Annotated in this window: 15 protein-coding genes; 10 read left to right on the top strand and 5 right to left on the bottom strand. The window is 62.3% G+C overall.

Annotated features, from left to right (window positions below):
- The first annotated feature begins 1,037 nt into the window (after positions 1 to 1,037).
- Positions 1,038 to 1,319 carry an EexN family lipoprotein gene (locus tag HD842_RS17055; protein ID WP_183555908.1) on the top strand — a complete coding sequence of 94 codons (282 nt, stop codon included), beginning with the start codon at positions 1,038 to 1,040 and terminating at the stop codon, positions 1,317 to 1,319.
- A gap of 218 nt (positions 1,320 to 1,537) precedes the next feature.
- Here HD842_RS17055 and HD842_RS17050 read toward each other — a convergent pair whose 3' ends face one another.
- The 3 genes from HD842_RS17050 to HD842_RS17040 all read right to left on the bottom strand — a co-directional run bounded on the left by HD842_RS17050 (position 1,538) and on the right by HD842_RS17040 (position 3,899).
- Positions 1,538 to 1,726 carry a hypothetical protein gene (locus HD842_RS17050; RefSeq protein WP_183555907.1) on the bottom strand — a complete coding sequence of 63 codons (189 nt, stop codon included), beginning with the start codon at positions 1,724 to 1,726 and terminating at the stop codon, positions 1,538 to 1,540.
- Positions 1,727 to 1,860: 134 nt separating this feature from the next.
- Positions 1,861 to 2,889 (bottom strand): methionine synthase, encoded by a 1,029-nt coding sequence (locus tag HD842_RS17045; RefSeq protein ID WP_183555906.1) that lies wholly within the window; start codon positions 2,887 to 2,889, stop codon positions 1,861 to 1,863.
- Positions 2,890 to 2,915: 26 nt separating this feature from the next.
- Positions 2,916 to 3,899 carry a DUF1852 domain-containing protein gene (locus HD842_RS17040; RefSeq protein ID WP_183555905.1) on the bottom strand — a complete coding sequence of 328 codons (984 nt, stop codon included), beginning with the start codon at positions 3,897 to 3,899 and terminating at the stop codon, positions 2,916 to 2,918.
- A gap of 246 nt (positions 3,900 to 4,145) precedes the next feature.
- Between HD842_RS17040 and HD842_RS17035 the strand changes: the two genes are divergently transcribed.
- Complete coding sequence (locus HD842_RS17035) at positions 4,146 to 5,120, top strand: diacylglycerol/lipid kinase family protein (RefSeq protein WP_183555904.1); 975 nt, start codon at positions 4,146 to 4,148, stop codon at positions 5,118 to 5,120.
- A gap of 10 nt (positions 5,121 to 5,130) precedes the next feature.
- Here the strand turns inward: HD842_RS17035 and HD842_RS17030 are convergent, their stop codons facing one another.
- Together HD842_RS17030 and HD842_RS17025 are read right to left on the bottom strand one after the other, a co-directional pair.
- Positions 5,131 to 8,037 (bottom strand): alpha-L-rhamnosidase-related protein, encoded by a 2,907-nt coding sequence (locus HD842_RS17030; RefSeq protein WP_183555903.1) that lies wholly within the window; start codon positions 8,035 to 8,037, stop codon positions 5,131 to 5,133.
- The gene (locus tag HD842_RS17025) at positions 8,034 to 9,887 is read right to left on the bottom strand and encodes a glycoside hydrolase family 13 protein (RefSeq protein ID WP_183555902.1); all 1,854 of its coding nucleotides are present in this window, start codon (positions 9,885 to 9,887) and stop codon (positions 8,034 to 8,036) included. Before HD842_RS17025 ends, HD842_RS17030 begins: the two co-directional genes overlap by 4 nt.
- A 385-nt stretch (positions 9,888 to 10,272) precedes the next feature.
- On the opposite strand from HD842_RS17025, the gene HD842_RS17020 reads away from it, so the two are divergent.
- From HD842_RS17020 to HD842_RS16985, 8 genes are all read left to right on the top strand, one after another.
- Positions 10,273 to 13,185: a TonB-dependent receptor gene (locus tag HD842_RS17020; RefSeq protein WP_183555901.1), complete on the top strand. Its 2,913-nt coding sequence runs from the start codon at positions 10,273 to 10,275 to the stop codon at positions 13,183 to 13,185.
- 449 nt (positions 13,186 to 13,634) lie between these two features.
- Positions 13,635 to 16,298, top strand: a complete 2,664-nt coding sequence (locus HD842_RS17015) for a TonB-dependent receptor (protein ID WP_183555900.1) — start codon at positions 13,635 to 13,637, stop codon at positions 16,296 to 16,298.
- Between the two features lie 200 nt (positions 16,299 to 16,498).
- Positions 16,499 to 18,343, top strand: a complete 1,845-nt coding sequence (locus HD842_RS17010) for a DEAD/DEAH box helicase (RefSeq protein WP_183555899.1) — start codon at positions 16,499 to 16,501, stop codon at positions 18,341 to 18,343.
- A 330-nt stretch (positions 18,344 to 18,673) separates the two neighbouring features.
- On the top strand, positions 18,674 to 20,011 hold the full coding sequence (locus tag HD842_RS17005; protein WP_183555898.1) for an MFS transporter: 1,338 nt from the start codon (positions 18,674 to 18,676) through the stop codon (positions 20,009 to 20,011).
- A 135-nt stretch (positions 20,012 to 20,146) separates the two neighbouring features.
- A complete protein-coding gene (locus HD842_RS17000; protein WP_183555897.1) occupies positions 20,147 to 21,778 on the top strand; it encodes an alpha-D-glucose phosphate-specific phosphoglucomutase in 1,632 nt (543 codons plus the stop codon).
- Positions 21,779 to 21,803: 25 nt separating this feature from the next.
- Entirely contained in the window at positions 21,804 to 23,483 is a 1,680-nt protein-coding gene (locus HD842_RS16995; RefSeq protein ID WP_183555896.1) for an alpha-amylase family glycosyl hydrolase, read from the top strand.
- A gap of 61 nt (positions 23,484 to 23,544) precedes the next feature.
- Entirely contained in the window at positions 23,545 to 24,564 is a 1,020-nt protein-coding gene (locus HD842_RS16990) for an alpha/beta fold hydrolase (protein WP_183555895.1), read from the top strand.
- A gap of 203 nt (positions 24,565 to 24,767) precedes the next feature.
- Positions 24,768 to 26,633: a glucokinase gene (locus HD842_RS16985; RefSeq protein ID WP_183555894.1), complete on the top strand. Its 1,866-nt coding sequence runs from the start codon at positions 24,768 to 24,770 to the stop codon at positions 26,631 to 26,633.
- The last annotated feature ends 267 nt before the right edge of the window (positions 26,634 to 26,900 follow it).

Raw genomic sequence — 26,900 nt, 5'->3', positions numbered from 1 at the left:
AAGCGCCTGGGCTATATCGATGCGTACGTGATGTACCAGTTGCTGCAGGATCCGGATCACTGGCCGACGGCTGACGACGCGCCGGGCGGATAATGGATGCTGCGGAGGCGGTTGCATCTGCCTCTCGGGTAGAAACCGGTCTGAAGTTTTCCGTCAGCCGCACAAGTCGATTTCAAAGCTAACTTGAATATCTTGCTATTTGAAATTTTACGAAACCTCTGGTAATTGGGTTGGCATCTCCTTAGTGTACTGTGTTGGTTTCGACGACCGAGAGCGACCAGACGCAGACTCGCGTATGGCCTCAATTCCTCTCTTTTTAGGTTTCAAGTATGAAAACGCGTGCATCAATCTGCGCTTCCGTCGACACGGCAGGCGAAGTCGACGAAGCTGAATCGTGGGTCGAACACAACAAAGAAAATTTGTCATACGTGTCCGAGATGAACGGTTGCGGTTGCTGCATTTTTTCTTGGGATGTGGAAGGTCCGGCACATGTAATAGCCACACTGCCTTTGCACTTACGGGCAGACAGTGGATGGACTTCCACCATTTCTGAATAGCAGTCCGGCTCCGCGTAAAGAATGTGAGGGTCAAGAATGTGAGGGTAAGGTCTGATATTTGGACCTCGTCTATTCATCGGACCCTCCACGAGGGCTGTCACAGATAGACCTAGTGTTGAACTCATGTCTGAATGTCAGGCCTGATCGCGATTGTGCGATTGTATGACCCCGATTGTGACCGGCTACAACGGCTGACGACACTAAACAGAAGTCATCAACGCGTTCGATCCACGCCGTTTTTCTCATAGCCGCCAATGTCTGAAATGGGTATGTTCATGCCTGTCGAGACAGTCTGTGACTTTTTCACCTCGGCAACCTGCTAAGATTACCCAATTTGCCAAGTTCGGCCAAGCGCGAACCTGGTTTCGCAATTTTTCGGTCGCGCAATCAATTTTATTCGCTGTTTAATAGCTTGCTATGTTCTGCCCGACGGCTAACAGCATTGAAGCAAGTTTCTTTTTTTAATTTAACAAATCTACGATGAAAAAGCCTTTAATTTCAATGACTTTAGTGGCCATTCTTTCAATCCTAAGCGGGTGCAAAGAAGAAAAGCCTGTCGACATTGTACAGACGGTGGATTGGTACAAAGCCAATAAAGTCAAGCGCCTGGAGGTGCTCGCCAAGTGCAAGGACAATCCGGGAGAAATGGCAAACACGCCAAACTGCGTCAATGCCAGGAGCGCTGCTAACGCGATTACCCACAGTGCCAGGGGCATTATTGACGTGAAGCCATTGACAGCCGATGAAATCAACAAGAGATAGCTAGCGCGATTCTAAACAGATTCGACGTTTCAGAAGTGCTTAGAACTGCGATCTACTTGCAGGAGTGGGCTATGCTGCCTATGTGATGTACCAGTTGCTGCAGGATCCGGATCACTGTCTGATAACTGACGACGCGCCGGGCAGGTGACCGGCCCTGCCGATGCCGCTACACGCGCCGGGTAGCGGCCATGAGGCCGCCACAATCTGAATAACCACGCTCAGCTTTCGCGCTTCACGGTCCCCTGGTCATACTGGTCGTCGTCAGTCTCACTCGGCGGCATCGCGGCCTGCTGGTCGTCTTCAGTTGTGGCCGGCTCGCCTGCGGCGTCGTCGTTGCCTGTGCCGTCACCCATACGCGGCTGATCACGATGTGCGTTGACGTCATTGTCTTCATTTTGCATGGCCATGCTGATCTCCTCGTCATGAAATATGGCCTCATGATAGTCAGGTATCTTCAGCACACGAATAGTCCCGTGGCTGGCATGAATGTAGGATTGCACTGTCTACATTCGGCCTGCATGGCCCTGCAACGTCACCTGGATCAGGCTGACAGTTCCCGCCGAATGATCTCTGCGCCCGCGTTCAGCGCAGCAAGCTTGGCTTTTGCGACGTGCCGCGACAACGGCGCCATTCCGCAATTGGTGCAAGGGCACAGCTTGTCGGCGTCGACGAACTTCAGCGCCTTGCGCAAGGTGTTGGCAACTTCTTCCGGCGTTTCGATAATATTGCTGGCCACGTCAATGGCGCCGACCATCACTTTCTTGCCGCGAATGAGTTCCAGCAAATCCATCGGGACATGCGAGTTGTGGCATTCCAGCGAGACGATATCGATGTTCGATTTTTGCAGCTGCGGAAAGATGGATTCGTACTGGCGCCACTCCGATCCCAGCGTCTTTTTCCAGTCCGTATTGGCCTTGATGCCGTAGCCGTAGCAGATGTGGACCGCCGTTTCGCATTTGAGGCCTTCGATTGCCCGCTCCAGCGTGGCGATGCCCCAGTCGTTGACTTCATCGAAAAACACATTGAAGGCCGGTTCGTCGAACTGGATGATGTCGACACCGGCCGCTTCCAGCTCGCGCGCTTCCTGGTTCAGGATTTTTGCAAATTCCCAGGCCAGCTTTTCACGGCTTTTGTAGTGGCTGTCGTAGAGCGTGTCGATCATGGTCATCGGGCCGGGCAGGGCCCATTTGATCGGCTTGTCCGTCTGCTGACGCAAGAATTTGGCATCATCGGCGAATACGGGCTTCGGTCGGCTCACGGCGCCAACCACGGTCGGGACGCTGGCATCGTAACGATTGCGGATCCTGACCGTCTCGCGCTTTTCGAAGTCGACACCGCTCAGGTGTTCGATGAAGGTCGTGACGAAATGCTGGCGCGTCTGCTCGCCATCGCTGACGATATCGATGCCTGTCTGTTGCTGGTCTTCGAGTGACAGGCGCAATGCATCCTGTTTGCCCTCCACCAGTTCCTCGTTCTGTAATTTCCAGGGCGACCAAAGGGTTTCTGGCTCTGCGAGCCAGGCGGGTTTCGGCAGACTACCGGCGGTTGAAGTGGGCAATAATTTTTTCATGTCAGATCGCTTTGCGTGTTTGGTCTTTAGAAGGTGTAGCTGGCTGCCCAGCGCTCGAGGATTGGCTGGTATGGTTTGATGAAATGTTCTTCAGCAAATTTCCCCTGCTTGACGGCGAGCTGGCTGCGCTCTTCCCGGTCGTACACGATCTGCGTCAGTGAATAATCCTGGTGTTTCAATTTCGGCTGAAAGTGTTTCGCTGCCGAAGCATTGGCGTTATAGATCTCGGGCCGGTAAATCTTCTGAAACGCCTCCATCGTGCTGACCGTGCCTGTCAGTTCCAGATCGGTGTAGTCGCCCAGCAGGTCGCCGACGAAATAGAAGGCCAGTGGCGCAACGCTATTGGGCGGCATGAAGTAGCGCACCCGCAGTCCCATCTTGCTGAAGTATTGGTCGGTCAGGGAGGGTTCATCCTGGACGTATTCCACGCCCAGTACAGGATGCTGATGGTCGGCGCGGTGGTACGTCTTGTTGGTTGAAATACTCAGGCAGATCACCGGCGGCTTGCCGAAATGTTCCTTGTAGGCCGCCGACGCAATGAAGCACTGGAAGAGCTTTCCGTGCAGGTCGCCAAAGTTCTCCGGGACGCCAAATTCCTGTCGATCCTTGTTGTGATCCGACAGCAGGACGCTGAAGTCATAGTCGCGCACATACGAGGAAAAATTATTTCCCGCGATGCCTTCGATGCGCTGGTTGGTCTCGCGATCGACGATCGTGGTTTTCAGGATTTCGATCAGCGGGAACGCATCACCACCGCCTTCGACCGACAACGCCATCTCGACCGACACGATGTCGAGTTCGAGGGCATAACGATCGCCCCTGGGATTGTCCGCCTGGGCCAGCGCGTTGAAACGCGCGTCCATCATGTTCAAGGCCTTGCGCAGATTGTCCTGCCGATGTTCTCCCCGGGCCAGGTTCGCGAAATTGGTCGTGATCCGCGTGCCATCGGCCGGACGGTAATGTTCATCGAACCGAACGGTCTTGATCGCAAACGTAAAATCTTCATTCATCATAGCCAGCTGCTCCGGGATTGAGAGCACACCTGTGTGTGCCCGGTCCGTCGATTATGACCAGCCAGTCGATTGAATAAAAGTGATGTTAACTCATTCAACGATGAAATTCGTTCATGGTTCATAGGCTGCGCTCAGGGTCCTGGCCCCTGCACGCGAGCGTTGTGTAACGCACCCAGCGGCGTCAATGCCGGTGATACGATGGCTGCATTCTCGATCAACCACTCTTACCGAATCGACCCTGCGATGCCAGCCACCGAGTTGCTACCTGACGCTCCTTTCTTCATTGTTCTGAACGCGGGGTCGGGTCATTCCGAAACCGAGATGCGCATCTCCACGATCAACGAGGTCATGGACGCCGGTGGCCGCGTGTGCCATCTGGAAGTGGTGGACGAGCCCGAGCGCATCGAACAGATCGCCAAGGACATGGCGGCCAAAGCCGTCGCCAGCGGTGGCGTGCTGGTGGCCGCTGGCGGCGATGGCACTATCAACACGGTCGCGCACCAGGCGGTGCTGGCCGGGTGCGCGTTTGGCGTGCTGCCGCAGGGCACCTTCAACTACTTCGGTCGCACCCACGGGATTCCGGAAGACCTGGCCGAGGCTGTTCACGCGCTGCTGCGAGCCAAAATCAAGCCGGTGCAGGTAGGCATGCTCAACGACAAGATCTTCCTGGTCAATGCGAGTGTCGGCCTGTATCCGGCGCTGCTCGAAGAGCGCGAGCACGACAAACGCGAGTTCGGCCGTAGCCGCGTGGTCGCGTTTCTGTCGGCCATCAAGATGGCGCTGCGCGCGCACCGCCACCTGCAGATCCGGCTCGAGCTCGATGGTAAAGAGCAGCGTTTGCGCACGACGACGCTGTTCGTGGGGAACAATCGCCTGCAGATGGAGCAGGTCGGCATGGAACAGTTGACCGATGCGGTCGAGGATGGCCAGCTGGCGGCGCTGGCGCCCAAGCCGATGGGTAAACTTGGGCTGCTGGGCCTGCTGGTGCGCGGCGCGCTTGGCAAGCTGGGCAACGCCGACGACGTCGTGGCGTTTTCGTTCAAGCGCATGACCGTGCGCACGCCGTCGCTGTACGGGCGCAAGCGCCTGAAGGTCGCCGTCGATGGCGAGGTCAGCCAGATGGCGACGCCGTTCGAGTTCCGGGTGCTGGAAGGGCGCCTCAAGCTGTTGCTGGCGCCGCCACAGGCAGCCGCCGCCACACCTGGCGACGCTGCCTGAGCCAGCCGGCTTATTTCACCCGCAGCAAGCGCACGCCATGGATGTCGAACCGGTTCGCCGGTTCAGCGCCACCGGCGCCCGTGAAGGTGCGGTTGCTCTCCAGGTAGCTCATATTGTAGAAGTCCGTCATCTCCAGGCGGTAGCTGCCGGCCTGCAGGCGCGCGGCCAGCGGCGTCGAATACACGGTTGGCGTCGCGCCCTTGAACAGCGGCGCATGCGGCAACTGGATCACGCCCTGGGCCACGACCTTGCCAGCGCCATTCTTCAATGCCAGCCACTTCACGCCGCCGCTGATCCCCAGATTCACCTGATTCGCCCCATTGTGATAGCGCACCTGAACCCGGTAATCGCCTGCGCTTTCGACACGCATCCCGTCCACGGCAAAGCGGTCTTGCGGCCGGCCCCAGTCGCGGATCGCGGGTAGTGAAAAGCGCGCATCCGGCGCCGTGGTTGTCAGGTTCGACGTCACGCGCGGGTCGGTGACACCGATGTCGACGCCAGCACCAGCCACTGCGTCGATGCAGCGCGGCTGGCTGTGGTGACTGACATTGCCGCTGTCGGCAAAGCGTGCCTCTGCCGCATAGCACGACGCCACGCCGGCCTTGTCGTCGGTCCAGGCGCCGGCCGGCAGCTTGTCGGCCACCAGTTTGCCATCGCGGTAGACGCGGTAGATCACACCCGCCGCATTCCCGTTCGCGCCGATCGTCAACCCCACGGCGCCGGACGATGCACGCGTCAGCGCCGCGATCACCGGTTCGCGCGGCCCGAACGTGACGGACGATTCTTCATACGGATTGGCCTGCACGCGGCGGATGCCCTGCGCGCCGGCGACGAGTTTGCCCAGCACGATCTCGATGCGGTTTTCGGCCTGCAAATCACCCGTACGCAGCGTGTCCCCGACCTGCTTGCCGTTCAACAGAATGCGCTCGACCCGGTGATAGCCGTCGCCTCCGGCCGCTGGCGGCAGGCGCAGCACCACGTCGATGCGCTTGCCGTGCAGGCGCAGATCGTGCAGCGCAATTTCGTTCGTCGCGCCAAAGGTCTCGCGCCGCAGCTTGGCCGTCACGAACGGGCGCAGCGCGATGCCATCGTCCTGCACGGTCACGCCGAACACATTGTCGATCACCATGCCCAGATACCCGCCCACTGACCATAACTGGCGGCGCGAGTTGATCACGGGGCCGCTCAGCGCCGGGGTCTTCTCGTCGAGCAGCAGCGGCTGGCCCGACAACCACTCGAGGTTTTCCATGTTCGACAAATTCACCGCTGCGCCGCGCATCAGCGTTGCGTAGGCGGCATCGGCCACCGCCGCGTTCTTGCCCTGCACCGCAGCGCGCAAGCCGTACGCGGTGACGAAGGGCCAGATGGCGCGGTTGTGATACACCGGCGCGCCGATCTGCTGCGGCCAGATCACGGGCGCGCCCATTGGGCCATGCGGATAGCGCGCCAGGATCGACGCCGTCTGCCTGTCATCGGCGACGCCGCTGACAATCGCCAGCGCCTGGCCGAGCCAGTCGAACTTGTGCAGCGGCGCGCCGTCCAGGTGGCCGGCGGTGAGGCTGCTGTACATGCCTTCGTCGGCCAGCCAGAGCTCTTTGTTGATCGCGCGTTTCAGCGCCGATGCCCAGCGCGTGTAGCGCTCGGCCCTGGCTGCATCGCGCTGTTCGCGCGCCAGTTGCGCCGCCAGCTTGAGCGCCTGGAAGATGACGACGTTGGTCGACAGCGCCTTCGAACTGGCCATCGACGCCAGATCGCCCGGCATCCACGCAGCGTAAGTCTGGTCGCGCCAGTCGAGGAACGATTCTTCGCCCGTGTACAGGCCCGTGGCTGTGTCGAACGCTGCCACACGGTCGATCTCGAGTGTGTTCGACAGCGCCTTTAACGCTTTGCTGGCGAACGCCGCGCGCTCGGCAGCGGGCAGCGTGCGCAGCGTCTCTTCGGCTGCAAAGGCCCATGTCAGGCGGTCGGTGCTGACCGGCCAGCTGCCGCCGCTGCCGGTGTCCTGCACGATCTGCAGGCCGTCCGCCGTGGCAGGGATCTGCGTCACCGGCGTGACGCCGGCGCGCCAGCCCGACAGCTTGAAATCGAGCGAATTGCGCACGCGCTGCGGGTCGAGCAGGGCCAGGCCCAGGTCGGCCGCATACGACAGGTCGCGCGTCCAGACATACGCCCACTTCTCGCCGGTGGAGAAGCAGTCGCAATCGATGGCGTTGCCGCCGTTGTAGTTGCCGTCCTTGATCTGGCTGACCGAATTGAGGCGCATCTCGGCGCCGGCCAGCGCGAACAGCGCGTCGAAGGCGAGGTTGCCGGTGCGGGCGCGCGGCAAGCCTTCCTGCTCGGCGTACGCGACATGCTGGGGACCGGGATCGCGCAAGCTCATCGTGCTCGACTGGACGTACTGGCGGAGCAGCGCCTGGGCATCCGGCGTCGAGTAGCGCACCGTCTCGGTCTTGCCGTCCCACGTTGCCCAGGCTTGCGTGGCGACGGCAGCATGGCCCGCATGCGGATCGGGCGCGTTGGCACGGTCGGCATCGGGAAGACGCGTGACCTTCAGCGCAGGTTTGGCCGGATCGCTCGCGTCCAGCGTGAAGCGGTAGGTGCCGGACGTGCGCACGAACAGGAAGGTCTCGGGTCCAGATAAGCGTTCGAGCTGGTACGCGGTGTCGGGCGCCACGTTGACGCTCTTGTCCGGATCGATCACCCACTCGGCAGCCCAGTCGCTGCTACCGAGTTTGAAGGCGTGGTTACCCGGCGCGACAGCGATATCGGCCTGGTAAATGCCCTTGCCCTTGGGCGCCAGCGCATCGGCCGTCCCCCAGCCATTGAACGCACCGCGCACGAACAACGCGGCATCCGACTGCGCGTGGGCGGCGCCGCAGGCGAGGAGGGCGGCCAGTGCGATGGCGCTGCGCATCATCGTGGCGTCTCCAGCTCCAGGATCACCGAAGCACGTGGGGGCAGGGTCAGCGTCGAGCGCAGGTCGAACGTCTTGCCGGTCAGGACATCCACGCCGCTGGTCACGCCCGTGAGCATTTCGCGGAAACGGTCGACATCGAGCGCCATTTCTTTCGCGTTGTTGTTGAACGCGACCAGCACCTTCTTGTCCGCGTTGTAGCGGAAGTAGACGTAGGTATTGTTCTGCGGCCCGTAATGCATCATGCGGCCGCTGTGGATCACCGGCTGGCTCTTGCGCCAGTTCGTCAGCTTTCGCACGAAGGCTTGCGCCGCGCGCGGCTTGTCCTTCAGGCCCGTGCCGGTAAAGGCGTTGACCTTGTCGCCGGCCCAGCCGCCCGGGAACGGGATGCGGTAGCTGGCGTCGTCGCGGTCTTTCGTCGGGCTGGTAAACAGCAGCTCGTCGCCCACGTAGAACTGCGGGATGCGCGGCGCGGTCATCATGAACACCATCGCCATCTTGTACTTGTCGAAGTCTTCGCCGGCGACGCTATAGATGCGCGACATGTCGTGGTTGTCGGCGAACAGCACCAGATTGCCTGGCTCGGGATACAGGTAGTCGAGCGACAGCATCTCGTAGACGTCCGAGAACACGTTGCCGCCTTTCTTGTCCGCCAGCGCGGTACGCATCGCCTCGGCCACCGGGAAGTCCATCATGCTCGGCATGTAGGCGCGGTAGCCGTCGAAGTTGTCCTTGCCGCGCTGCCAGCGCGCCACGACCGGCACCTTGATGCTCCACTCTTCGCCGACCAGGTTCAGGTTCGGGTATTCGGCCATGATGCGGCGGGTGTACTCCGACAAAAATGCGCTGTCCGAATAGCCGAAGGTGTCGATGCGCAGGCCCGAGAGCTTCGCGTATTCGATCCACCAGATGTTGTTCTGGATGATGTAGTTGGCCAGCAGCGGATTGGACTGGTTCAGGTCGGGCATGCTCTTGACGAACCAGCCGCGCGTGAAGTTGTCGGCGTCTTCCTTCGAGCCGTACGGGTCCTGCACCGCCGTGTGGTAGTGCTGGGTCGGGACAAACTTGTCGTTGTAGTTGATCCAGTCCGGCGCCGGCACGTCCTTCATCCACCAGTGGTGCGAACCGATGTGCGACAGCACCACGTCCTGAATGATGCCGATGCCGCGTTTCTTCGCTTCGGTCGACAGGCGCACGAAGTCTTCGTTGCTGCCGTAGCGCGGGTCGATCTTGTACAGGTCCGTGGCCGCGTAGCCATGGTACGAGTAGCCCGGCATATTGTTCTCGATGAGCGGCGTCGGCCACAGCTGCGTGAAGCCCATGTCCGCGATGTAATCCAGGTGGTTGATCGCGCCCTGGATGTCGCCACCGTGGCGGCCCAGGCCGCCCTTGCGGTCGGCCTTGTCGAGCATGCCGGCGACGTTGTCGTTGGACGGGTCGCCATTGGCGAAGCGGTCCGGCATGATCTGGTAGATCGCATCCTTGCTGGAAAAACCCTGGCGCGTGGCAGAACCCGGATCGCGCGCCAGCAGGCGGTAGGCATGCGTGGTCGTGCGGCCGGCGCCGCTGAACGTGATGTCGAACGTACCGGGCTCCACCTTCGCGTCGAGTACGAGGTCGATGAACAGGTAGTTGCGGTTCGGTGTGCGCGTGACCGATGCAATACGCGCGCCGGGGTAGGTCAGTGTCGGCGTCAGATCGCCAATCGCCTCGCCATGCACCATCAGCTGAACCTTGTTGTCGTGCATGCCGGCCCACCAGAACGGCGGCTCCATGCGGTCGATGGCCGGAGCCTGGGCGAAGGCGGCAAGCGAAGCGCTGCCGAGCACGATGGTGGCGAGGAGTTGTCTCATGGGTTCTTGGGCTGGTACCAGTCGTACTACTGCTGACGTAGTTGGACTACAGGGTCTGCATGTCGACGCTGGAACGCGGGGCCGGTAATTGTTGTGTTGATGGAAGGTTACTATAAACCCTGCTGCCCAACAATCATGCGGGGCGGATTCGATTTCACCCCGACTACATAGGCTCAAGACGGGCCAACCTTCAGATTACCTTCAGATTCGGTGCGAAAGTCTTTTAAGGCGCTGAAAACGCCGCAAATGTGTAGCCCAAGTACAACGTACACAATGTTGTTGTCGTGCAAAGCATGCCATGATCCTCGCCACACATTGCTGCCTGTTCCGGTTCTAGTTTTAGTACAGAGCCGTAACGGGCAGTTAAGAAAAACCGAGGAGACACATGAACGCCACCGCCACCCGGGCCACCCAGGCCCGTCGCCGTACTGCAGCCACCTTTGCATTCCCGTTGAACCCGTTCGCCGCCGGTTGCGCCGTGCTGCTGTCGGTCCTGGCAGGTAACGCGTATGCGCAAGCCTCGGGCAGCGAAGAAGCCACCCCCGTCGCACCAAACACCCCCGTGGCAGCCGCCACGGTGCAGACGCCGGAAGAAGCGCCGGCCGCCGCACCCACCGCGTTCCCGAACAGCGCCGTCTCGAAAGTGACCGTGACCGGCATCCGTACCGGCATCGAAGCGGCCATCTCGATCAAGCGCAATTCGAACTCGATCGTTGAAGCGATCTCGGCCGAAGACATCGGCAAGTTGCCGGACACGTCGGTTGCCGAATCGATCGCGCGCCTGCCGGGCGTGACCGCCCAGCGCAGCCGCGGTTCGGGACGTGCATCGGAAATCTCGGTGCGCGGCCTGTCGCCAAGCTTCAACGGCACGCTGCTCAACGGCCGCGAAATGGCCTCGACCGGCAATGCCCGCAATCCTGAATTCGACCTGTTCCCGTCCGAGCTGATGGGCGGCGTCGTGATCTACAAGACGCCGGACGCAAGCGTCATCGGCCAGGGCCTGGCCGCGACGATCGACCTGAAAACCGTGCAGCCGCTGGACTTCGGCAAGCGCGTCATCGCCGCCAACTACAAGCGCAGCCGCCTGGGCGTGCGCACTGCCGAAGAAGGCAGCGGCGACCGCGTCTCGTTCTCGTACATCGACCAGTTCGCCGACCGCAAGTTCGGCATCGCGCTGGGCATCACGTCGTACGACGAAACCGGCGGCGAGCAGCGCAAGTTCGACGCCTGGGGCGGCAACACGGCAGCTCTGCCATTCAATGGCCAGAACGTGCTGGTGCCACTGGGCTTTACCGCCGACACCGAATCGACGTCGCACAAGCGTGACGGCGCCTTCATGTCGCTGCAGTTCCGTCCGAACCGCGATTTCCGTTCGACCCTCGACCTGTTCTATTCGGCCGGCGAGACGGGCCTGAAGCGCAGCGGTTTCGAAGGCGCGGTCGGCTCGAACACGTCGGGCCTGTATGACCCGGCCGGCGTGCTGCAGAACGTCGTCGTGCAGAACGGTGTCGCCACCAGCGGCACGCTGACCAACTACAAGGGCGTGGTGCGTAACCACGTCGAGACGTCGGAAGACGACCTGAAGACGGTCGGCTGGAAGAACGAACTGAAGCTGGGCGACTGGAGCACCAGCGCTGACATCACGTGGTCGAAAGCGACCAAGCTGAGCGCGCGTTACGAGACCACCGCTGGCCTGCCGGGCAATGCAAATCCGCTGGACACGATCTCGTGGACCGGTTTTAACGGCGGCAATTTCACCGACGTCGCCTGGCGCACTGGCCTGAACTATTCGGACCGCGCGGTTGCACAACTGACCGACGTGAACGGCTGGTCGGGCACCGCCACCAACATCCTGCCGCAAGCCGGTTACCTGGCCCAGCCGTACGTGGAAGACACGCTCAAGGCGATCCGCCTGAACGCCAAGCGTCCGGTGGAGTGGGGCCCGATGTCGGCCGTGCAGTTCGGCTACAACTTCACCGACCGTGAAAAAGCGCGCAGCGGCGAAGAAGGCCGTCTCGAAATCCTGGGCGGCGCCCAGTTCGCTGCGCAGACGATGCCGGGCACGGGTACCGGCGTTGCCGGCACCACCGGTCTTCCGATCGCCACGTGGAATCCGTCCGGCTCGCTCGGCACCGTGTACCAGCTGGCCACGAAGGTCAACGCCGACATCCTGACCAAGTTCTGGGATGTCAAGGAAACGGTCCAGACCGCTTACCTGATGGGCGACCTGAACGGCGAGCTGTTCGGCTTCGAATACCGCGGTAACGTCGGAACGCAGTTCGTGCACACGAAGCAGACGGGCGGCGGCTACAACAGCGGCAACTGCACCGGCGAAACTGCCGATGCCTGCCCGGCAGTGCGCGTCGTCGACAGCGTCAGCTACTGGGACGTGCTGCCAAGCCTGAACCTGTCGTTCGACCTGAAGAATGACCAGGTGCTGCGCATGGGTCTGGCGCAAGTGCTGTCGCGTCCGAACCTGGACGACCTGCGCGGCGGCATCGGCTTTGGCGTGAACACCGGCGTGACCAACCCGTTCATCAGCGGTGGCGGCGGTAACCCGGGGCTCAAGCCGTTCAAGGCCAAGGCGTTCGACCTGTCGTACGAAAAGTACTTCGCGAAGAAGGGCTATGTCAGCGCGGCCGTGTTCTACAAGAAGCTCGACACGTTCATCCTGCGCACGCCGTCGGAATACGACTTCGCGCCATGGACGACCTCGACCACGCCGCTGCCGACCACCGGCGACTTCGCCGGCTCGACCGTTGGCGTGCTGAACCGTCCTGAAAATGGTAACGGCGGCAGCATCAAGGGCTACGAGCTGGCCGTGAATATTCCGCTGAACATGGTCAGCGACTGGCTGGACGGCTTCGGCATCATGGCCAACCACTCGTTCACCAGCTCGGCGATCGATATCCCGGCCCTGGGATTTGGCAACGTGCAGACGTCGGCGCAGTCGATCCCGCTGCCGGGTCTGTCGCGCAAGGTCAGCAACCTGCGCGTGTACTACGAAAAGTACGGCTTCCAGATCGCCGCCGCAGCGCGCAAGCGTTCGGACTTCCTGGGCCAGTCGCCGGACTTCTCGGACACGCTGCAGTACACGTTCGTGAAGGGCGAGACGATCGTCGACTTCCAGCTGTCGTATGAAATCCAGTCGGGCTTCGCCAAAGGCTTGTCGGTGTTTGCCCAGGCCAACAACTGGAACAATGCGCCGTACCAGGAGTACACGAACAGCAGCGATTCGATCACCCGTCGCGTCGACTACGGCCGCACCTACCAGTTCGGCGCCAACTACAAGTTCTGATGACCGGCGAGGCTGCGTAGCAGCCTTCGATCCGCGCCAAGCAATCCCCGACAGCCGAAAGGCTGCCGGGGATTTTTTTCGTCTGTTGTAAAAATACAAAATTCGTGTAGTGAAGTTACAACCCCTCTTGTAATGCCTGAATGTTTTACTACATCCTGCGCACCGATTCGGTGCAATCAAGCATAAACCGTTGCTTTTTGGAGCGTTTGTAGCGCGACTACACGCGTTAAAAACCACACGTGCGCTGCTCATCAGTTACTAAGTCGTTGTTTTCATTGAATATCGTATTGATGGATGACCCGAGTTCGTTTGAAACCAACTCCCGTTGACAGTGCATCTAGTTTTAATACAGAATCCCGCCGAGCGTTGATGTTGAGGCGTGTCATAACAAAGTCCCGAACATGCGGTCGAAAGCTGCTCTAGGGAAATTACGTCGTTCTGAGGAGATCATGAAAACTTTCGCCAACAAGCGTTCCGCGTTCCAGCTGAGCCCAGTGGCCGCCGGGTGCGCCATCTTTGTCACCATCATGGCCGGCAGCGCGCAGGCGCAAACCGCCACGACGACTGACACCGCCATCAGCGATGCGCCGGTCATCACCGTGACCGTCACCGGTATCCGCCGCGCCATCGAGGACGCGATTGCCGTCAAGCGCGAATCGACCGGCATCGTCGAAGCCATTTCGTCGGAAGACATCGGCAAGCTGCCGGACGTGTCGATCGCCGAATCGCTGGCCCGCCTGCCAGGTCTGTCGGCGCAGCGCGTCAACGGCCAGGCCCAGTCGATCAGCATCCGCGGCACCTCGGGCGACCTGTCGACCGCGCTGCTCAACGGCCGCGAACAAGTCACCACCAGCTCGGACCGTACCGTCGAATACGACCAGTACCCATCCGAACTGATCAGCGCCGTTACCGTGTATAAAACCGGCGACGCCGCCGTGATCGGCCAGGGCCTGTCGGGCACGGTCGACCTGCAAACCATCAAGCCGCTGTCGCTGCGCGAACGCGTCGTCACCGTCAATGTGCGCGGTGAAAAGAATTCCAAAGGCGAAGTCAGCGCCGGCTCGCCGGACACCGGCAGCCGTGTCAGCGCGTCGTACATCGACCAGTTCGCCAACCGCACGCTCGGTGTGGCCATCGGTTACGCACGCCAGGACAAGCCGAACGTCGGCGAACAGTTCGAAACGTGGGACTGGGTGGACGATACCAATGTCGTGCCAGGCTCGACCGTCAAAGTGCCAAAGGGCATGAAGTCGATCGCCACGACCGGCAACCAGGTGCGCGATGGCCTGATGGGTGTGCTCGAATGGCGTCCTAACCGCAACTTCAGCTCGACCTTCGACGTCTACCACTCGCGTTTCGACCAGGAAGAAATCCGCCGCGGCATCGAAATGCCACTCAAGGACGACGGCGAAGTGCGCTTCTCGAACCCGACCGTCGTGAACGGCACGATGATCAGTGGCACCGCCAACAACGTCAATCCGGTCGTGCGCAACAACCGCCTGACGCGCGACGACAAGCTGACCGCCTTCGGCTGGAACAACCGCTACACGACGGGCGACTGGGTCGGCATCGTCGACATCAGCCGCTCGAAGGCTGATCACAAGGAACAGCTGATCGAGATCAACGCTGGCCGCGCGACGCGCCAGACGCTGAACTACAGCTACAACGGCGGCACGATTCCTGTGCTGGGCCTGTCGGGCACCTACGACGATCCGTCGCAGATCGCCATCGGCGGCCAGTTCGGCGAAGGCTATGTCAATGCCCCGAACATGACTGACAAGATGACCTCGTTCCGCACGAGCATCGAGCGCAAGTTCGACAACGCCTACTTCAACAGCCTGGAGCTGGGCTTTAACTACTCGAAGCGCGAAAAAGAAAAGGCGCACCTGGAAACCGGCTTCTCGAAGATCGGCAACGGCACCTTCGGCGCTAACGTTCTCAACAGCTCGCAAGCGCTGTACGGCCTGCAGAACAGCCTGAGCTGGGACATCGACGGCGTGCTGGCCAACAACTTCGGCCCATTCACGCCAGCCGTGCTGGTGCCATGGGGTGCGACCAAGAACTGGACCATCGAAGAGAAGGTCAAGACCGGCTACGCCAAGCTGAACATCGACACCGAACTGATGTCGATGCCACTGCGCGGCAATATCGGCATGCAAGTCATCGAAACCGACCAGAGCTCGACCGCGAACACGCTGCGCGCCTGGCCATTCGCCGACCTGGTGCCACTGACCGACGGCAAGAAGTACACCGACTACCTGCCAAGCATCAACCTGGCATGGAGCCTGCCTGACCAGCAATTCCTGCGTTTCGGCGCCGGCAAGACGCTGGCCCGCGCCAAGCTGAACCAGCTGAACGCGGCGCTGGAAGTGGGCCTGACCGCCCAGACCACCGGTACCCCGTACGGCAACGGCGGCAATGCGCAGCTCGATCCATGGCGCGCCAAGCAGGTCGACCTGTCGTACGAAAAGTACTTCGGCAACAAGGGCTATATCTCGGCGGCCGGTTTTTACAAGGACCTGTCCTCGTACATCTACAGCGTGACCGTGCCGCGTGACTTCTCGGAGTTCAACCTGCAGGGCGCCCTGACCAACATCGGTACCATCACCCAGCCGCGCAACGGCGAGGGCGGTAGCCTGCGCGGTCTGGAGTTTGCGGCATCGACCCCGCTGGACATGATCCACCCGATGCTCGACGGTTTTGGCATCACTGCCAACGCGTCGTTCACCAACAGCGAGATCTCGATTCTCGACCAGCGCTTCGGCAATGTCGCGATTCCGCTGCCAGGGCTGTCGAAGCGCGTGTTCAACTTCACGGCGTATTACGAGAAAGATGGCTTCTCGGCACGTATCAGCCAGCGTTATCGCAGCGATTTTGTGGGTGAAATCGGCGGAATTGGTGGTGCAACCGAGCTGACTTACGTAAAAGCTGATAAAGTAGTCGACCTGCAATTGGGTTATGACTTCAAGCAAGTCGAAGGTCTGTCCGTGCTGTTCCAGGTCAACAACCTGACCGACACCGCCTTCCGCAGCTACGCTGGTACCGAAGACCGTCCGCGCGGCTACGCCAAGTATGGCCGCCAGATGCTGTTCGGCCTGAACTACAAGCTGTAATCCGGTATCAAGCGAAGGTGGCGCCACCCAATGGGGCGCTACCGCGATCGCCAATGCCCTTGCAGGTGTGCCTGCAAGGGCATTTTTCATTGTTCGGATTCTGTGGTTTCGGCCGCCCGGTCCATTGTATTTAGCGCCCCCAACGAAGCAACGGTGTAAACTGTCGCATTCGTACTTACTTAATAAGAGCAACTTCCTCTATGTCAGACACCCCAATCCCATCGTTTTCCGACCTCAATCTTTCGGCGCCTGTCCTGAAAGCATTGAAAGACGTCGGATACGAAACGCCGTCGCCGATCCAGGCAGCCACCATTCCCCTGTTGCTGGAAGGGCGCGACGTGCTGGGACAAGCGCAGACCGGCACCGGTAAAACCGCCGCCTTCGCACTGCCAATCCTTTCGAACATCGACGTTAAGCAGACCGCGCCGCAAGCGCTGGTGCTGGCGCCGACGCGCGAACTGGCGATCCAGGTCGCCGAAGCCTTCCAGAGCTACGCTGCCCACATCAAGGGCTTCCACGTGCTGCCGATCTACGGCGGCCAGAGCTATGGCCCGCAACTGTCGTCGCTGCGCCGCGGTGTGCACGTCGTTGTCGGCACGCCAGGCCGCGTGATCGATCACATCCAGAAGGGCTCGCTCGACCTGTCGAAGCTGACCACCCTCGTGCTGGACGAGGCCGATGAAATGCTGCGCATGGGCTTTATCGACGACGTCGAGCAGATCCTGCAAAAGACCCCGGCCACGCGCCAGACCACGCTGTTCTCGGCCACCATGCCGCCAGCGATCAAGCGCATCGCCAAGACCTACCTGCGCGAGCCGCAAGAGATCACGGTCGCCGCCAAGACCGGCACCGCCGACAATATCCGCCAGCGCTACTGGCTGGTGGCCGGCATGCACAAGCTCGACGCGCTCACCCGCATCCTCGAAGCCGAAGCGTTCGACGGCATGATCATCTTCGCCCGCACCAAGCTGGGCACCGAAGAACTGGCGACCAAGCTGCAGGCGCGCGGTTTCTCGGCCGCTGCGATCAACGGCGACATCGCCCAGCAGCAGCGCGAGCGCACGATCGATAACCTCAAGAAGGGCAAGATCGACATTCTGGTAGCGACCGACGTTGCCGCGCGCGGCCTGGACGTCGAGCGCATCAGCCACGTCATCAACTACGACGTGCCGTCGGACCCAGAGAGCTATACCCACCGCATCGGCCGTACCGGCCGTGCGGGCCGTAGTGGCGAAGCGATCCTGTTCATCACGCCGCGCGAGCGCAGCCTGCTCAAGCTGATCGAGCGCACGACCCGCCAGCCGGTGTCGCCACTCGAGCTGCCGACCGTCAAGGCCGTCAACGAAGTGCGCATGACGCGCTTCAAGGACCAGATCCGCGCCACGCTGGCCGAAGGCAACCTGGAAGTCTTCCGCGCCCTGATCGAAGACGTCGAGCGCGACGACAACGTGCCGGCGATCGACATCGCTGCCGCCCTGGCCAAGATGGCACGTGGCGACGAGCCGCTGCTGCTGACCAAGCCAGACCGCGACGTGCGTCCCGAGAGCATGCCATCGCAGCGCGAATTCGGTGGCAGCCACGAGCGTGCACCACGCGAACCGCGCGGTGACTGGGAAGAGCGTCCGGCGCGTCCTGCGCGTGAGCCGGGCTTCAAGAAAGAACGCGTCATGCGCGACCCTGAGCCAGGCATGGCAACCTTCCGCATCGAAGTGGGCTTTGCCCACGGCGCCAAGCCGGGCAATATCGTCGGCGCGATCGCCAACGAAGCGAACATCCCGTCGAAGCAGATCGGTCGCATCGAGATCTATGACGATTACTCGACGCTCGACCTGCCATCGGACATGCCGGCAGAACTGTTCACGCAGCTCAAGTCGATCTGGGTCGCCGGCCGCCAGCTGTCGATCACGCGTGACGGCGAAACGCCAGCCGTGCCAGCCGCCGGCGCCAAGAAGCCGTTCACGAAAAGCGGCGCCGACCGCCGCGTGACCGACAAGCCGATGCCGGGCAAGAAGCCGCATCGCAAGGGCGAGGGTAGCAAGGACTGATTGTTTCACCATCAGCTTTACCACAAGCTTTACCACAAGCTTTACCACGTCGTTCCCGCGCAGGCGGGAACCTCAGTTCGGCACTGCTACCTGCAGCGCGACGGACTTGGGTTCCCGCCTTCGCGGGAACGACGTTTTTGGGCTGACGGTTTGGCGCAGCGGTGGTGTTTTCCGGGTGTTGTTTGACTACAAACCTGCTTCTGGCTGCGAAGCTGTCATATCGATCGCACTATGGGATTGACACGATTGACACTCGGATACCCCCATGTTATTTTGCTACAGATTAGATAACACCACCCGTATCTTCGGCGGGCCAAATTAGGGACACACATGGATATGCAATCGACCGTGCTCAAACCACGCCTGTCGTTCTGGCAGCTGTGGAACATGAGCTTCGGTTTCTTCGGCATCCAGTTCGGCTTCGCACTGCAGAACGCGAATACCAGTCGCATCTTCGCCACCCTTGGCGCGGATACCGAAAACTTTTCCCTGTACTGGCTCGCTGCGCCCGTCACGGGCCTCTTGATCCAGCCGATCGTCGGCTACCTGAGCGACAACACCTGGCACCCGAAGTGGGGCCGCCGCCGGCCGTTCTTCTTCATCGGCGCCGTGCTGGCTGCCATGGCGCTGTTCCTGATGCCCAATTCCACCGCGCTGTGGATGGCTGTGGCCGTGCTGTGGATGATGGACGCCGCGATCAACGTGTCGATGGAGCCGTTCCGCGCCTTTGTCGGCGACAAGCTCGATCCGTCGCAGCAGACCGCCGGCTACGCGATGCAGACCTTCTTCATTGGTTGCGGCGCGGTCATCGCCTCGCTCCTGCCGACCTTCTTTGAAAGCATGGGCGTGTCGAACGCCGTCATCGGCGGCGTGATCCCCGACACCGTGCGCTACTCGTTCTACGTCGGTGGCCTCGTGTTCTTCCTGGCCGTGACCTGGACCGTGGTGTCTGCCGACGAGCTGCCGCCGCCCGACATGGAAGCGTTCAACAAGGAACGCGCCGCCTCGCGCAGCGTGGGCGTGGCCATCGCCGAGATCTTCGGCGGCTTTTCCAAGATGCCGCGCACGATGGTGCAACTGGCATTCGTGCAGTTTTTCACCTGGATCGCGCTGTTCGCGATGTGGATCTATACCGGCACCGCGATTGCCGACAGCGTCTACGGCACCACCGATGCGCAGTCGAGTGCCTACCAGGACGCCGGCAACTGGGTCGGCATCATGTTCGCCGTGTACAGCGGCGTGTCGGCGCTGGCTGCGTTCATCCTGCCCGTATTCGCCCGCATGACCAGCCGCAAGGTCGTCCATGCGACGTGCCTGACCATTGGCGGCCTGAGCCTGGCCAGTGTGTTCCTCATCACCGACAAGAACATGCTGGTGGTGCCGATGATCGGCATCGGCATTGCCTGGGCGTCGATCCTGACGATGCCATATGCGATCCTGGCCGGCTCGCTGCCCGCCAAGCGCATGGGCTACTTCATGGGCCTGTTCAACTTCTTCGTCGTGATTCCGCAGATCGTCAGCGGCCTGCTGCTGGGCTTTGTGACCAAGCATCTGTTCGATGGCCACGCGGTGCTCACGCTCGTGCTGGGCGGCGGCTGCATGCTCATCGCCGCGCTGCTGACCCTGCTGGTGACGGACAAGGCGGCGCCGGTACGCGCTGCCGTCTGACAGCTGGGACGCCAGGCGCGCACGATACGCGTGTGCGCGCCGTGAATCCGGCGTCTGTCGTATCGTAACGTTTTATCAACATTGTCCGGCTCTGTCCGGCAGTGTTGTGAACGCTTACATTGACAGGAGTAAAGCATGACCATCCAGACCGTCGCGACCACCCCGTTCGCCGGCCAGCGGCCCGGCACCTCGGGCCTGCGCAAGAAAGTGACCGAGTTCCAGCAACCGGGCTACCTTGAAAACTTCGTCGAGTCGATCTTCCTGACGCTGGGCGAAGGCGCCTGCCGTCACCTGGTCGTCGGCGGCGATGGCCGCTACTTCAACCGCGACGCGATCCAGACCATCCTGCGCATGGCGGCCGCGCACGGCGTCGAGCGCGTGCTGGTGGGGCAGGGCGGCATCCTGTCCACGCCGGCCGTGAGCTGCGTGATCCGCAAGCACGGCGCGCAGGGCGGCATCGTGCTGTCCGCCAGCCACAATCCGGGCGGCCCGGACGGCGACTTCGGCATCAAGTACAACATCGACAATGGCGGCCCGGCGCCCGAGAAAATCACCGATGCCATCTTCGCGCACACGCAGACGGTCACGCAGTACCGGATCAGCGACGCACCAGCTGTCGACCTGGATGTGCTGGGCACCACGCAACTCGAAAACATGGTGATCGAGGTGATCGACCCGGTGGCCGATTACGCCGAGCTGATGAAAGGCCTGTTCGATTTCGACGCGATCCGCGGCCTGTTCGCGAGTGGCTTCCGGATGCGCTTTGACGCGATGCATGCCGTGGCCGGCCCGTATGCCAGCACGATCCTCGAAGGCATCCTCGGCGCACCCGCCGGCACCGTCGTCAACGGCGTGCCGAGCGAAGACTTCGGCGGCGGGCATCCCGATCCGAATCCTGTCAACGCTGCCGAGCTGATCGCGGCGATGGCTGCGCCCGATGCGCCGGACTTCGGCGCCGCCTCGGATGGCGACGGTGACCGCAACATGATCGTCGGGCGTGGCATCGCCGTCACGCCGTCGGACAGCCTGGCCATTATCGCGGCCAACGCCACCGTGGCGCCGGGTTACGCGGGCGGCATCAAGGGCATCGCCCGTTCGATGCCCACGTCGATGGCGGCCGACCGCGTGGCCGAAGCGCTGGGCATCGCCTGCTTCGAGACGCCCACCGGCTGGAAGTACTTCGGCAACCTGATGGACGCCGGTCTCGTCACGCTGTGCGGCGAAGAGAGCTATGGCACCGGCTCGTTCCACATCCGCGAAAAGGATGGCGTGTGGGCCGTGCTGTTCTGGCTCAATCTGCTGGCCGTGCGCGGCCAGACGGTCGAACAGCTGCTGGCGGCGCACTGGGCGCGCTTCGGCCGCAATTATTATTCGCGCCACGATTACGAAGCCGTGGATGCCGGCGCTGCCGGCGCCATGATGGACGCGCTGCGCGCGCGCCTGCCCGAGCTGGCAGGGCAGACGCTGGCCGGCCACCAGATTGCGCTGGCCGACGACTTTGCCTACACCGACCCGGTCGACGGCTCGATCTCCACCAAGCAGGGCATCCGCGTCATCATGGCGGACGGCTCGCGCATCGTGTTCCGCCTGTCCGGCACCGGCACCGAAGGCGCCACCGTGCGGGTCTACCTCGAACGCTACGAAGCCGATCCGGCGCACCACAACCTCGACACGCAGGCCGCGCTGCAAGGCCTGATCGATCTGGCCGAAAGCCTGTCCGATCTGCGCCAGCGTACCGGCCGCAGCGAACCCACGGTCGTCACCTGACCCCTTCACCACACAGGAACCCCGCATGAAACTACCCGTCCTTGCTTCCGCCATGCTGCTCGCCTTTGGTGCGATGGCCTCTGCCAGCGCCCAGTTGCCCGGCCCGGCGCCCGCCGCCAAGCCGTTCGTCTGGGAGAACGCGACCGTCTACTTTTTGCTGACGGACCGCTTCAACAACGGCAACCCGGCCAACGACAAGGCTTACGGGCGCAAGGACGACGCAGCGCCACTGCGCGGTTTCATGGGCGGCGACATCGCCGGCATCACGGCCAAGATCAAGGAAGGGTATTTCACCGACCTGGGCGTGAACGCGATCTGGCTGACGCCCGTGATCGAACAGATCCACGGCGCGACCGATGAAGGCACCGGCAAGAGTTATGCCTTCCACGGCTACTGGGCGAAGGACTTCACGGCGCTCGACGCTGCGTTTGGCACCGAGGACGAACTGCGCACGCTGGTCGACACGGCGCACGCCAATGGCATCCGCATCGTGTTCGACGTGGTGATGAACCACACGGGCCCCGTGACGCCGCAGGATAAAGTCTGGCCGGCGTCGTGGGTGCGCACGGGCCCGACCTGCACCTACAAGGATGCGCGCACGACGGTCGATTGCACGCTGGTGGCGAACCTGCCAGACTTTTTGACGGGCAGCGACAAGCCGGTCGGCCTGCCGCCGCACCTGGTGGTCAAGTGGAAGAAAGAAGGGCGCTACGAGCGTGAGGTGAAGGAGCTCGACGCGTTCTTCAAGCGCACCGGCTACCCGCGCGCACCGCGCTACTACCTGATGAAATGGCATGCCGACTGGGTGCGCAAGTTCGGTATCGACGGCTTCCGCGCCGACACCGTCAAGCACACCGAGCCTGGCCTGTGGAAAGAATTGAAGAAGGAAGCGAGCCTGGCGCTGGCGGACTGGAAGCGTGCCAACCCGGCCAAGAGCATCGACCAGAAGCCGTTCTGGATGGTGTCCGAGGTCTACAACTACGAGATCAAGCATGCGCGCAAGTTCGATCTGGGCGGCGGCGAATTCGTCGACTACCTGGACCAGGGCTTCGACAGCATGATCAGCTTTAGCCTCCGCAGCGATGCCAAGCGTCCGTACGAACAGGTGTTCTCGGAATACTCGACCATCCTGCATGGCGACATGAAAGGCTTCTCGGTGCTGAACTACATCAGTTCGCACGACGACAGCAGCCCGTTCGATCCGCTGCGCCAGAAGCCATTCGAGTCGGCCAACAAGCTGCTGCTGGCGCCTGGCGCAGCGCAGATCTACTACGGCGATGAAACGGCGCGTGTCCTGAAGTTCGACGGCGCCGAGGGCGACGCCAATCTGCGCACCTTCATGAACTGGGACGAGCTGGCGTCGAACGCCGAGCGTGGCCTGCACCGCGTGGCCGATATCCGCGCGCACTGGGCGCGCCTGGGGCGCTTCCGCGCCGCGCATCCGGCCGTCGGCGCCGGCAAGCACCAGATGATTGGCTCAAGCCCGTACACGTTCAAGCGCACGTGGGAACAGAATGGCGTGAGCGACCGCGTGGTCGTCGCGCTGGGCCTGTCGACGCAGCAGCCGGTGGCAATTTCGGTGGGCGGCGTCTTCAACGACGGCGCCACGGTGCGCGACTGGTACACCGGCAATACCGCCGTGGTCAAGGACGGCAAGGTGCGGTTCGCAACCGCCGCACAGGTGGCGCTGATCGCGCAGGACTGACCGAGTTCCGGGGTAGACTGGCCGTTCCGTTAACTCTCCGGCTGCCAGTCTGCCCGCCTTCATGTCCTACTTTACGCACATCGCCCGCGCCATCGCGGGCCTGAGTCTCGCCCTCGCGCTGGCCCCGGCGCAGGCGCAATCGGCCGCCGCGCCAGTCTACGGCGCCGAACTCGAAGAATTCGCCTACCCTGCACCGACGCAGCAATACCGCTTTACGTCGCAGCGCGTCGACCTGCAGATGACCTATATGGACGTCAAGCCGGCCAGCCCGAATGGCCGCACCGTCGTCCTCATGCACGGCAAGAACTTCTGCGGCGCGACCTGGGCCGGCACCACGAAGGCACTGAGCGACGCCGGCTATCGCGTCGTGGTGCCCGACCAGATTGGCTTTTGCAAATCCACCAAGCCGCAGCACTACCAGTACACGTTCCAGCAACTGGCCGACAACACGCGCAAGCTCCTGGCCTCGATCGGCGTGAAGAAGGCCATCATCATCGGCCACTCGACCGGCGGCATGCTGGCCACGCGCTACGCGCTGATGTATCCCGAACTGACGGACCAGCTGGTGATGATCAACCCGATCGGCCTGGAAGACTGGAAGAACCTGGGCGTGCCATCACTGGGTGTCGATCAATGGTATGAACGCGAGCTGAAATTGTCGGCCGAGCGCGTGCGTGAGTACGAGCGCACGACCTACTACAACGGTCAGTGGAAGCCGGAGTACGAAGTGTGGGTCCAGATGCTGGCCGGGATGTACCGTGGCAAGGGCAAGGAAGTGGTGGCCTGGAATTCGGCGCTCATCTACGACATGATCTACACGCAGCCCGTGGTGCATGAATTCCCGTTGATTAAAACGCCGACCTTCCTGCTGATGGGCTTGAAGGACACGACCGCGATCGGCAAGGACGCCGCGCCCGCTGACGTGCGCCCGACACTGGGCAACTACAAGGTGCTGGCCGAGACCACGCGCAAGGCAATCCCGGGCTCGGTGCTGGTGACATTCCCCGAGATGGGGCACGCGCCGCAGATGCAGGACCCGGTGCAGTTCCACAAAGCGTTGTTGAAGGGGCTCGTGCGCTGATTGCTGTTGTGGCTTCGGTTTGAGATCTTGGGTTCCCGCCTCTGCGGGAACGACGGTTTTCAAGGCGCGCGCCATCGCCGTGGATAACAATCCGCTACCCCGGCACGTCATTCCCACGGAGGTGGGAATCCAAGTGCATCGATAGCCCGCATCCTTCGCAGCACCTCATTCTTTTGTCATTCGGCCAATGGTATCCTTGTGGTATGACGGAAGACCCTGATCCAAAAAGCAAACCCCCGCGCGCCGCCTTTGCCGACGGCCCGCGCCTGTTGGCCGACATCGGCGCCACCCATGCGCGCCTGGGCCTCGAGACCGCGCCCGGCGTGCTGGGGCAGGTCGCCGTGCTGCGCTGCGACGACTTCGACGGCATCATCCCGCTGCTGCACGCCTACCTCGAACAGCATCCGGGCGGGCGCATTCACCACGCGGCCTTTGCGCTGGCCAATCCGATCAGCGGCGATTTCATCCGCATGACCAACCGCGACTGGCAGTTCTCGACGGACGCCGTGCGCCGCGCGCTGGGCCTGTCGACGCTGTTGATCGTCAACGACTTCACCGCGCTGGCGATGGCGCTGCCGGGCTTTCAGCCGAAGGACCTGCTGCAGATCGGCGGTGGCGCGCCGCAGACACATGCCGTGTCGGGCGTGCTGGGGCCGGGCACGGGCCTTGGCGTCTCGGGTGTGATCCCGACCATCGACGGTTTCGTCACGCTCGGCAGCGAGGGCGGGCACGTCAACTTTGCGCCCAGCGACGAGCGCGAATTCGCGATCCTGCAGTACGCGTGGCGCGAGTGGAAGCACGTGTCGAACGAGCGCCTGATCTCCGGCCCCGGCATTGAACTGATCTACCGCGCGCTGGCCGAGCGCAACGGCATCGCGGCGCCAGCGCGCAGCACCGCCGACATCGTCAGCGCCGCCCTCGATGCCCACGACGCGCTGTGCCTCGAGGTGCTGGAAACCTTCGCCGGCATGCTGGGCAGCGCGGCGGCAAACCTGGCCGTGACGCTGGGCGCGTTTGGCGGCATGTTCATCGGCGGCGGCATCGTGCCGCGCATGGGCGCCTGGTTTGCGCAGTCGCCGTTCCGTGCGCGCTTCGAGGCCAAGGGGCGCTTTCGCGACTACATCGCCCAGATTCCGACCTACATCATCATGACGCCCAACCCGGCGCTGTACGGCGTCTCGGCGATCCTGTCCGAGCACCTGCGCGGGCGCAGCGGCGCCAACACGCTCACCGACCGCGTACAGCAACTGCTGCACGAGCTCTCCCCAGCCGAGCAGCGCGTGGCCGCGCTCGTGATCGAGCATCCGCGCAAGATGCTGTCCGAGCCGATCGCCGAGATCGCGCGCCTGGCCGACGTGAGCCAGCCGACCGTGATCCGCTTCTGCCGTTCGCTGGGATTCCAGGGCCTGGCCGAATTCAAGCTCAAGTTCGCCGGCAGCCTGACCGGCACGATCCCCGTGCGCCACAGCCAGGTGCGCATGACCGACAGCACGCATGACCTGTCGGCCAAGGTGATCGACAACACGGTCTCGGCGATCCTGAAGTTTCGCGATGCGCTCGACGTGCACGCGATCGACCGCGCCATCGAACTGCTGCGGCGCGCGCGCCGGGTCGAGTTCTACGCGCTGGGTAACGCGCGCGCGGTGGCGCTCGATGGCCAGCACAAGTTCTTCCGCTTTCGCATCCCGGCCGCCTTGTACGGCGACGCGCACCTGTTGAACCTTGCTGCCGATCTGCTGGGGCCGGGCGACGTGGTGATCGCGATTTCCACCGGCGGGCAGTTGCCCGAGCTGCTCGAGGCGGTCGACACGGCGCGCGCGCGGGGCGCCGACATCATTGCGATCACGGCCAGCCGCTCGCCGCTGGCAAAGAAGGCCTCCGTGTGCCTCGCGGTGGATCACAGCGAAGACAGCACGAGCTTCCTGTCGATGATTTCGCGCATCCTGCAACTGCTCCTCATCGACATCATGTCGGTCGGGATTTCCCTTGGCACGCAAGGGGAGGGCAGCCTTGACCATCAGGGCGACATCGATGCGCGCCGGCTGCTGATCTCGCACCTGGATATCTGACAGGGCATTCACGCGCATGTCACGCGCGTGTCATGCGTGCTGACGAGAATGGGCGGCAGCGGGTCAAGAATGGCTTGTGCGAGTGCTTTTGTACCGATGTATCGCTAAAAGTTGTCAAAAAAACGTCAACGCCACGCGACGCACGGGACGGAACGTGTAGTTTCCACACAGCACTGCGTGCTACCATTTCATGTGGCTCCCCCAATCCCCGGCGCCGTGTCAACAGGGCCGTCCTGCCCCGTCGTCTTCGTTCCGGACCATGGAAGA

The organism is Massilia aurea, assembly GCF_014200505.1.
GTDB classification, from domain to species: domain Bacteria; phylum Pseudomonadota; class Gammaproteobacteria; order Burkholderiales; family Burkholderiaceae_D; genus Telluria; species Telluria aurea_B.
Note: the sequence above shows the minus strand (reverse complement) of the source record. Positions and strands in the feature narration are given on the sequence as shown.

What these genes read in the sequence shown, in the direction of transcription:
- HD842_RS17055 (WP_183555908.1), top strand. Translation starts at nt 1,038, where the DNA reads ATGAAAAAGCCTTTAATTTCAATGACTTTAGTGGCCATTCTTTCAATC.
- HD842_RS17050 (WP_183555907.1), bottom strand. Translation starts at nt 1,726, where the DNA reads ATGGCCATGCAAAATGAAGACAATGACGTCAACGCACATCGTGATCAG.
- HD842_RS17045 (WP_183555906.1), bottom strand. Translation starts at nt 2,889, where the DNA reads ATGAAAAAATTATTGCCCACTTCAACCGCCGGTAGTCTGCCGAAACCC.
- HD842_RS17040 (WP_183555905.1), bottom strand. Translation starts at nt 3,899, where the DNA reads ATGAATGAAGATTTTACGTTTGCGATCAAGACCGTTCGGTTCGATGAA.
- HD842_RS17035 (WP_183555904.1), top strand. Translation starts at nt 4,146, where the DNA reads ATGCCAGCCACCGAGTTGCTACCTGACGCTCCTTTCTTCATTGTTCTG.
- HD842_RS17030 (WP_183555903.1), bottom strand. Translation starts at nt 8,037, where the DNA reads ATGATGCGCAGCGCCATCGCACTGGCCGCCCTCCTCGCCTGCGGCGCC.
- HD842_RS17025 (WP_183555902.1), bottom strand. Translation starts at nt 9,887, where the DNA reads ATGAGACAACTCCTCGCCACCATCGTGCTCGGCAGCGCTTCGCTTGCC.
- HD842_RS17020 (WP_183555901.1), top strand. Translation starts at nt 10,273, where the DNA reads ATGAACGCCACCGCCACCCGGGCCACCCAGGCCCGTCGCCGTACTGCA.
- HD842_RS17015 (WP_183555900.1), top strand. Translation starts at nt 13,635, where the DNA reads ATGAAAACTTTCGCCAACAAGCGTTCCGCGTTCCAGCTGAGCCCAGTG.
- HD842_RS17010 (WP_183555899.1), top strand. Translation starts at nt 16,499, where the DNA reads ATGTCAGACACCCCAATCCCATCGTTTTCCGACCTCAATCTTTCGGCG.
- HD842_RS17005 (WP_183555898.1), top strand. Translation starts at nt 18,674, where the DNA reads ATGGATATGCAATCGACCGTGCTCAAACCACGCCTGTCGTTCTGGCAG.
- HD842_RS17000 (WP_183555897.1), top strand. Translation starts at nt 20,147, where the DNA reads ATGACCATCCAGACCGTCGCGACCACCCCGTTCGCCGGCCAGCGGCCC.
- HD842_RS16995 (WP_183555896.1), top strand. Translation starts at nt 21,804, where the DNA reads ATGAAACTACCCGTCCTTGCTTCCGCCATGCTGCTCGCCTTTGGTGCG.
- HD842_RS16990 (WP_183555895.1), top strand. Translation starts at nt 23,545, where the DNA reads ATGTCCTACTTTACGCACATCGCCCGCGCCATCGCGGGCCTGAGTCTC.
- HD842_RS16985 (WP_183555894.1), top strand. Translation starts at nt 24,768, where the DNA reads ATGACGGAAGACCCTGATCCAAAAAGCAAACCCCCGCGCGCCGCCTTT.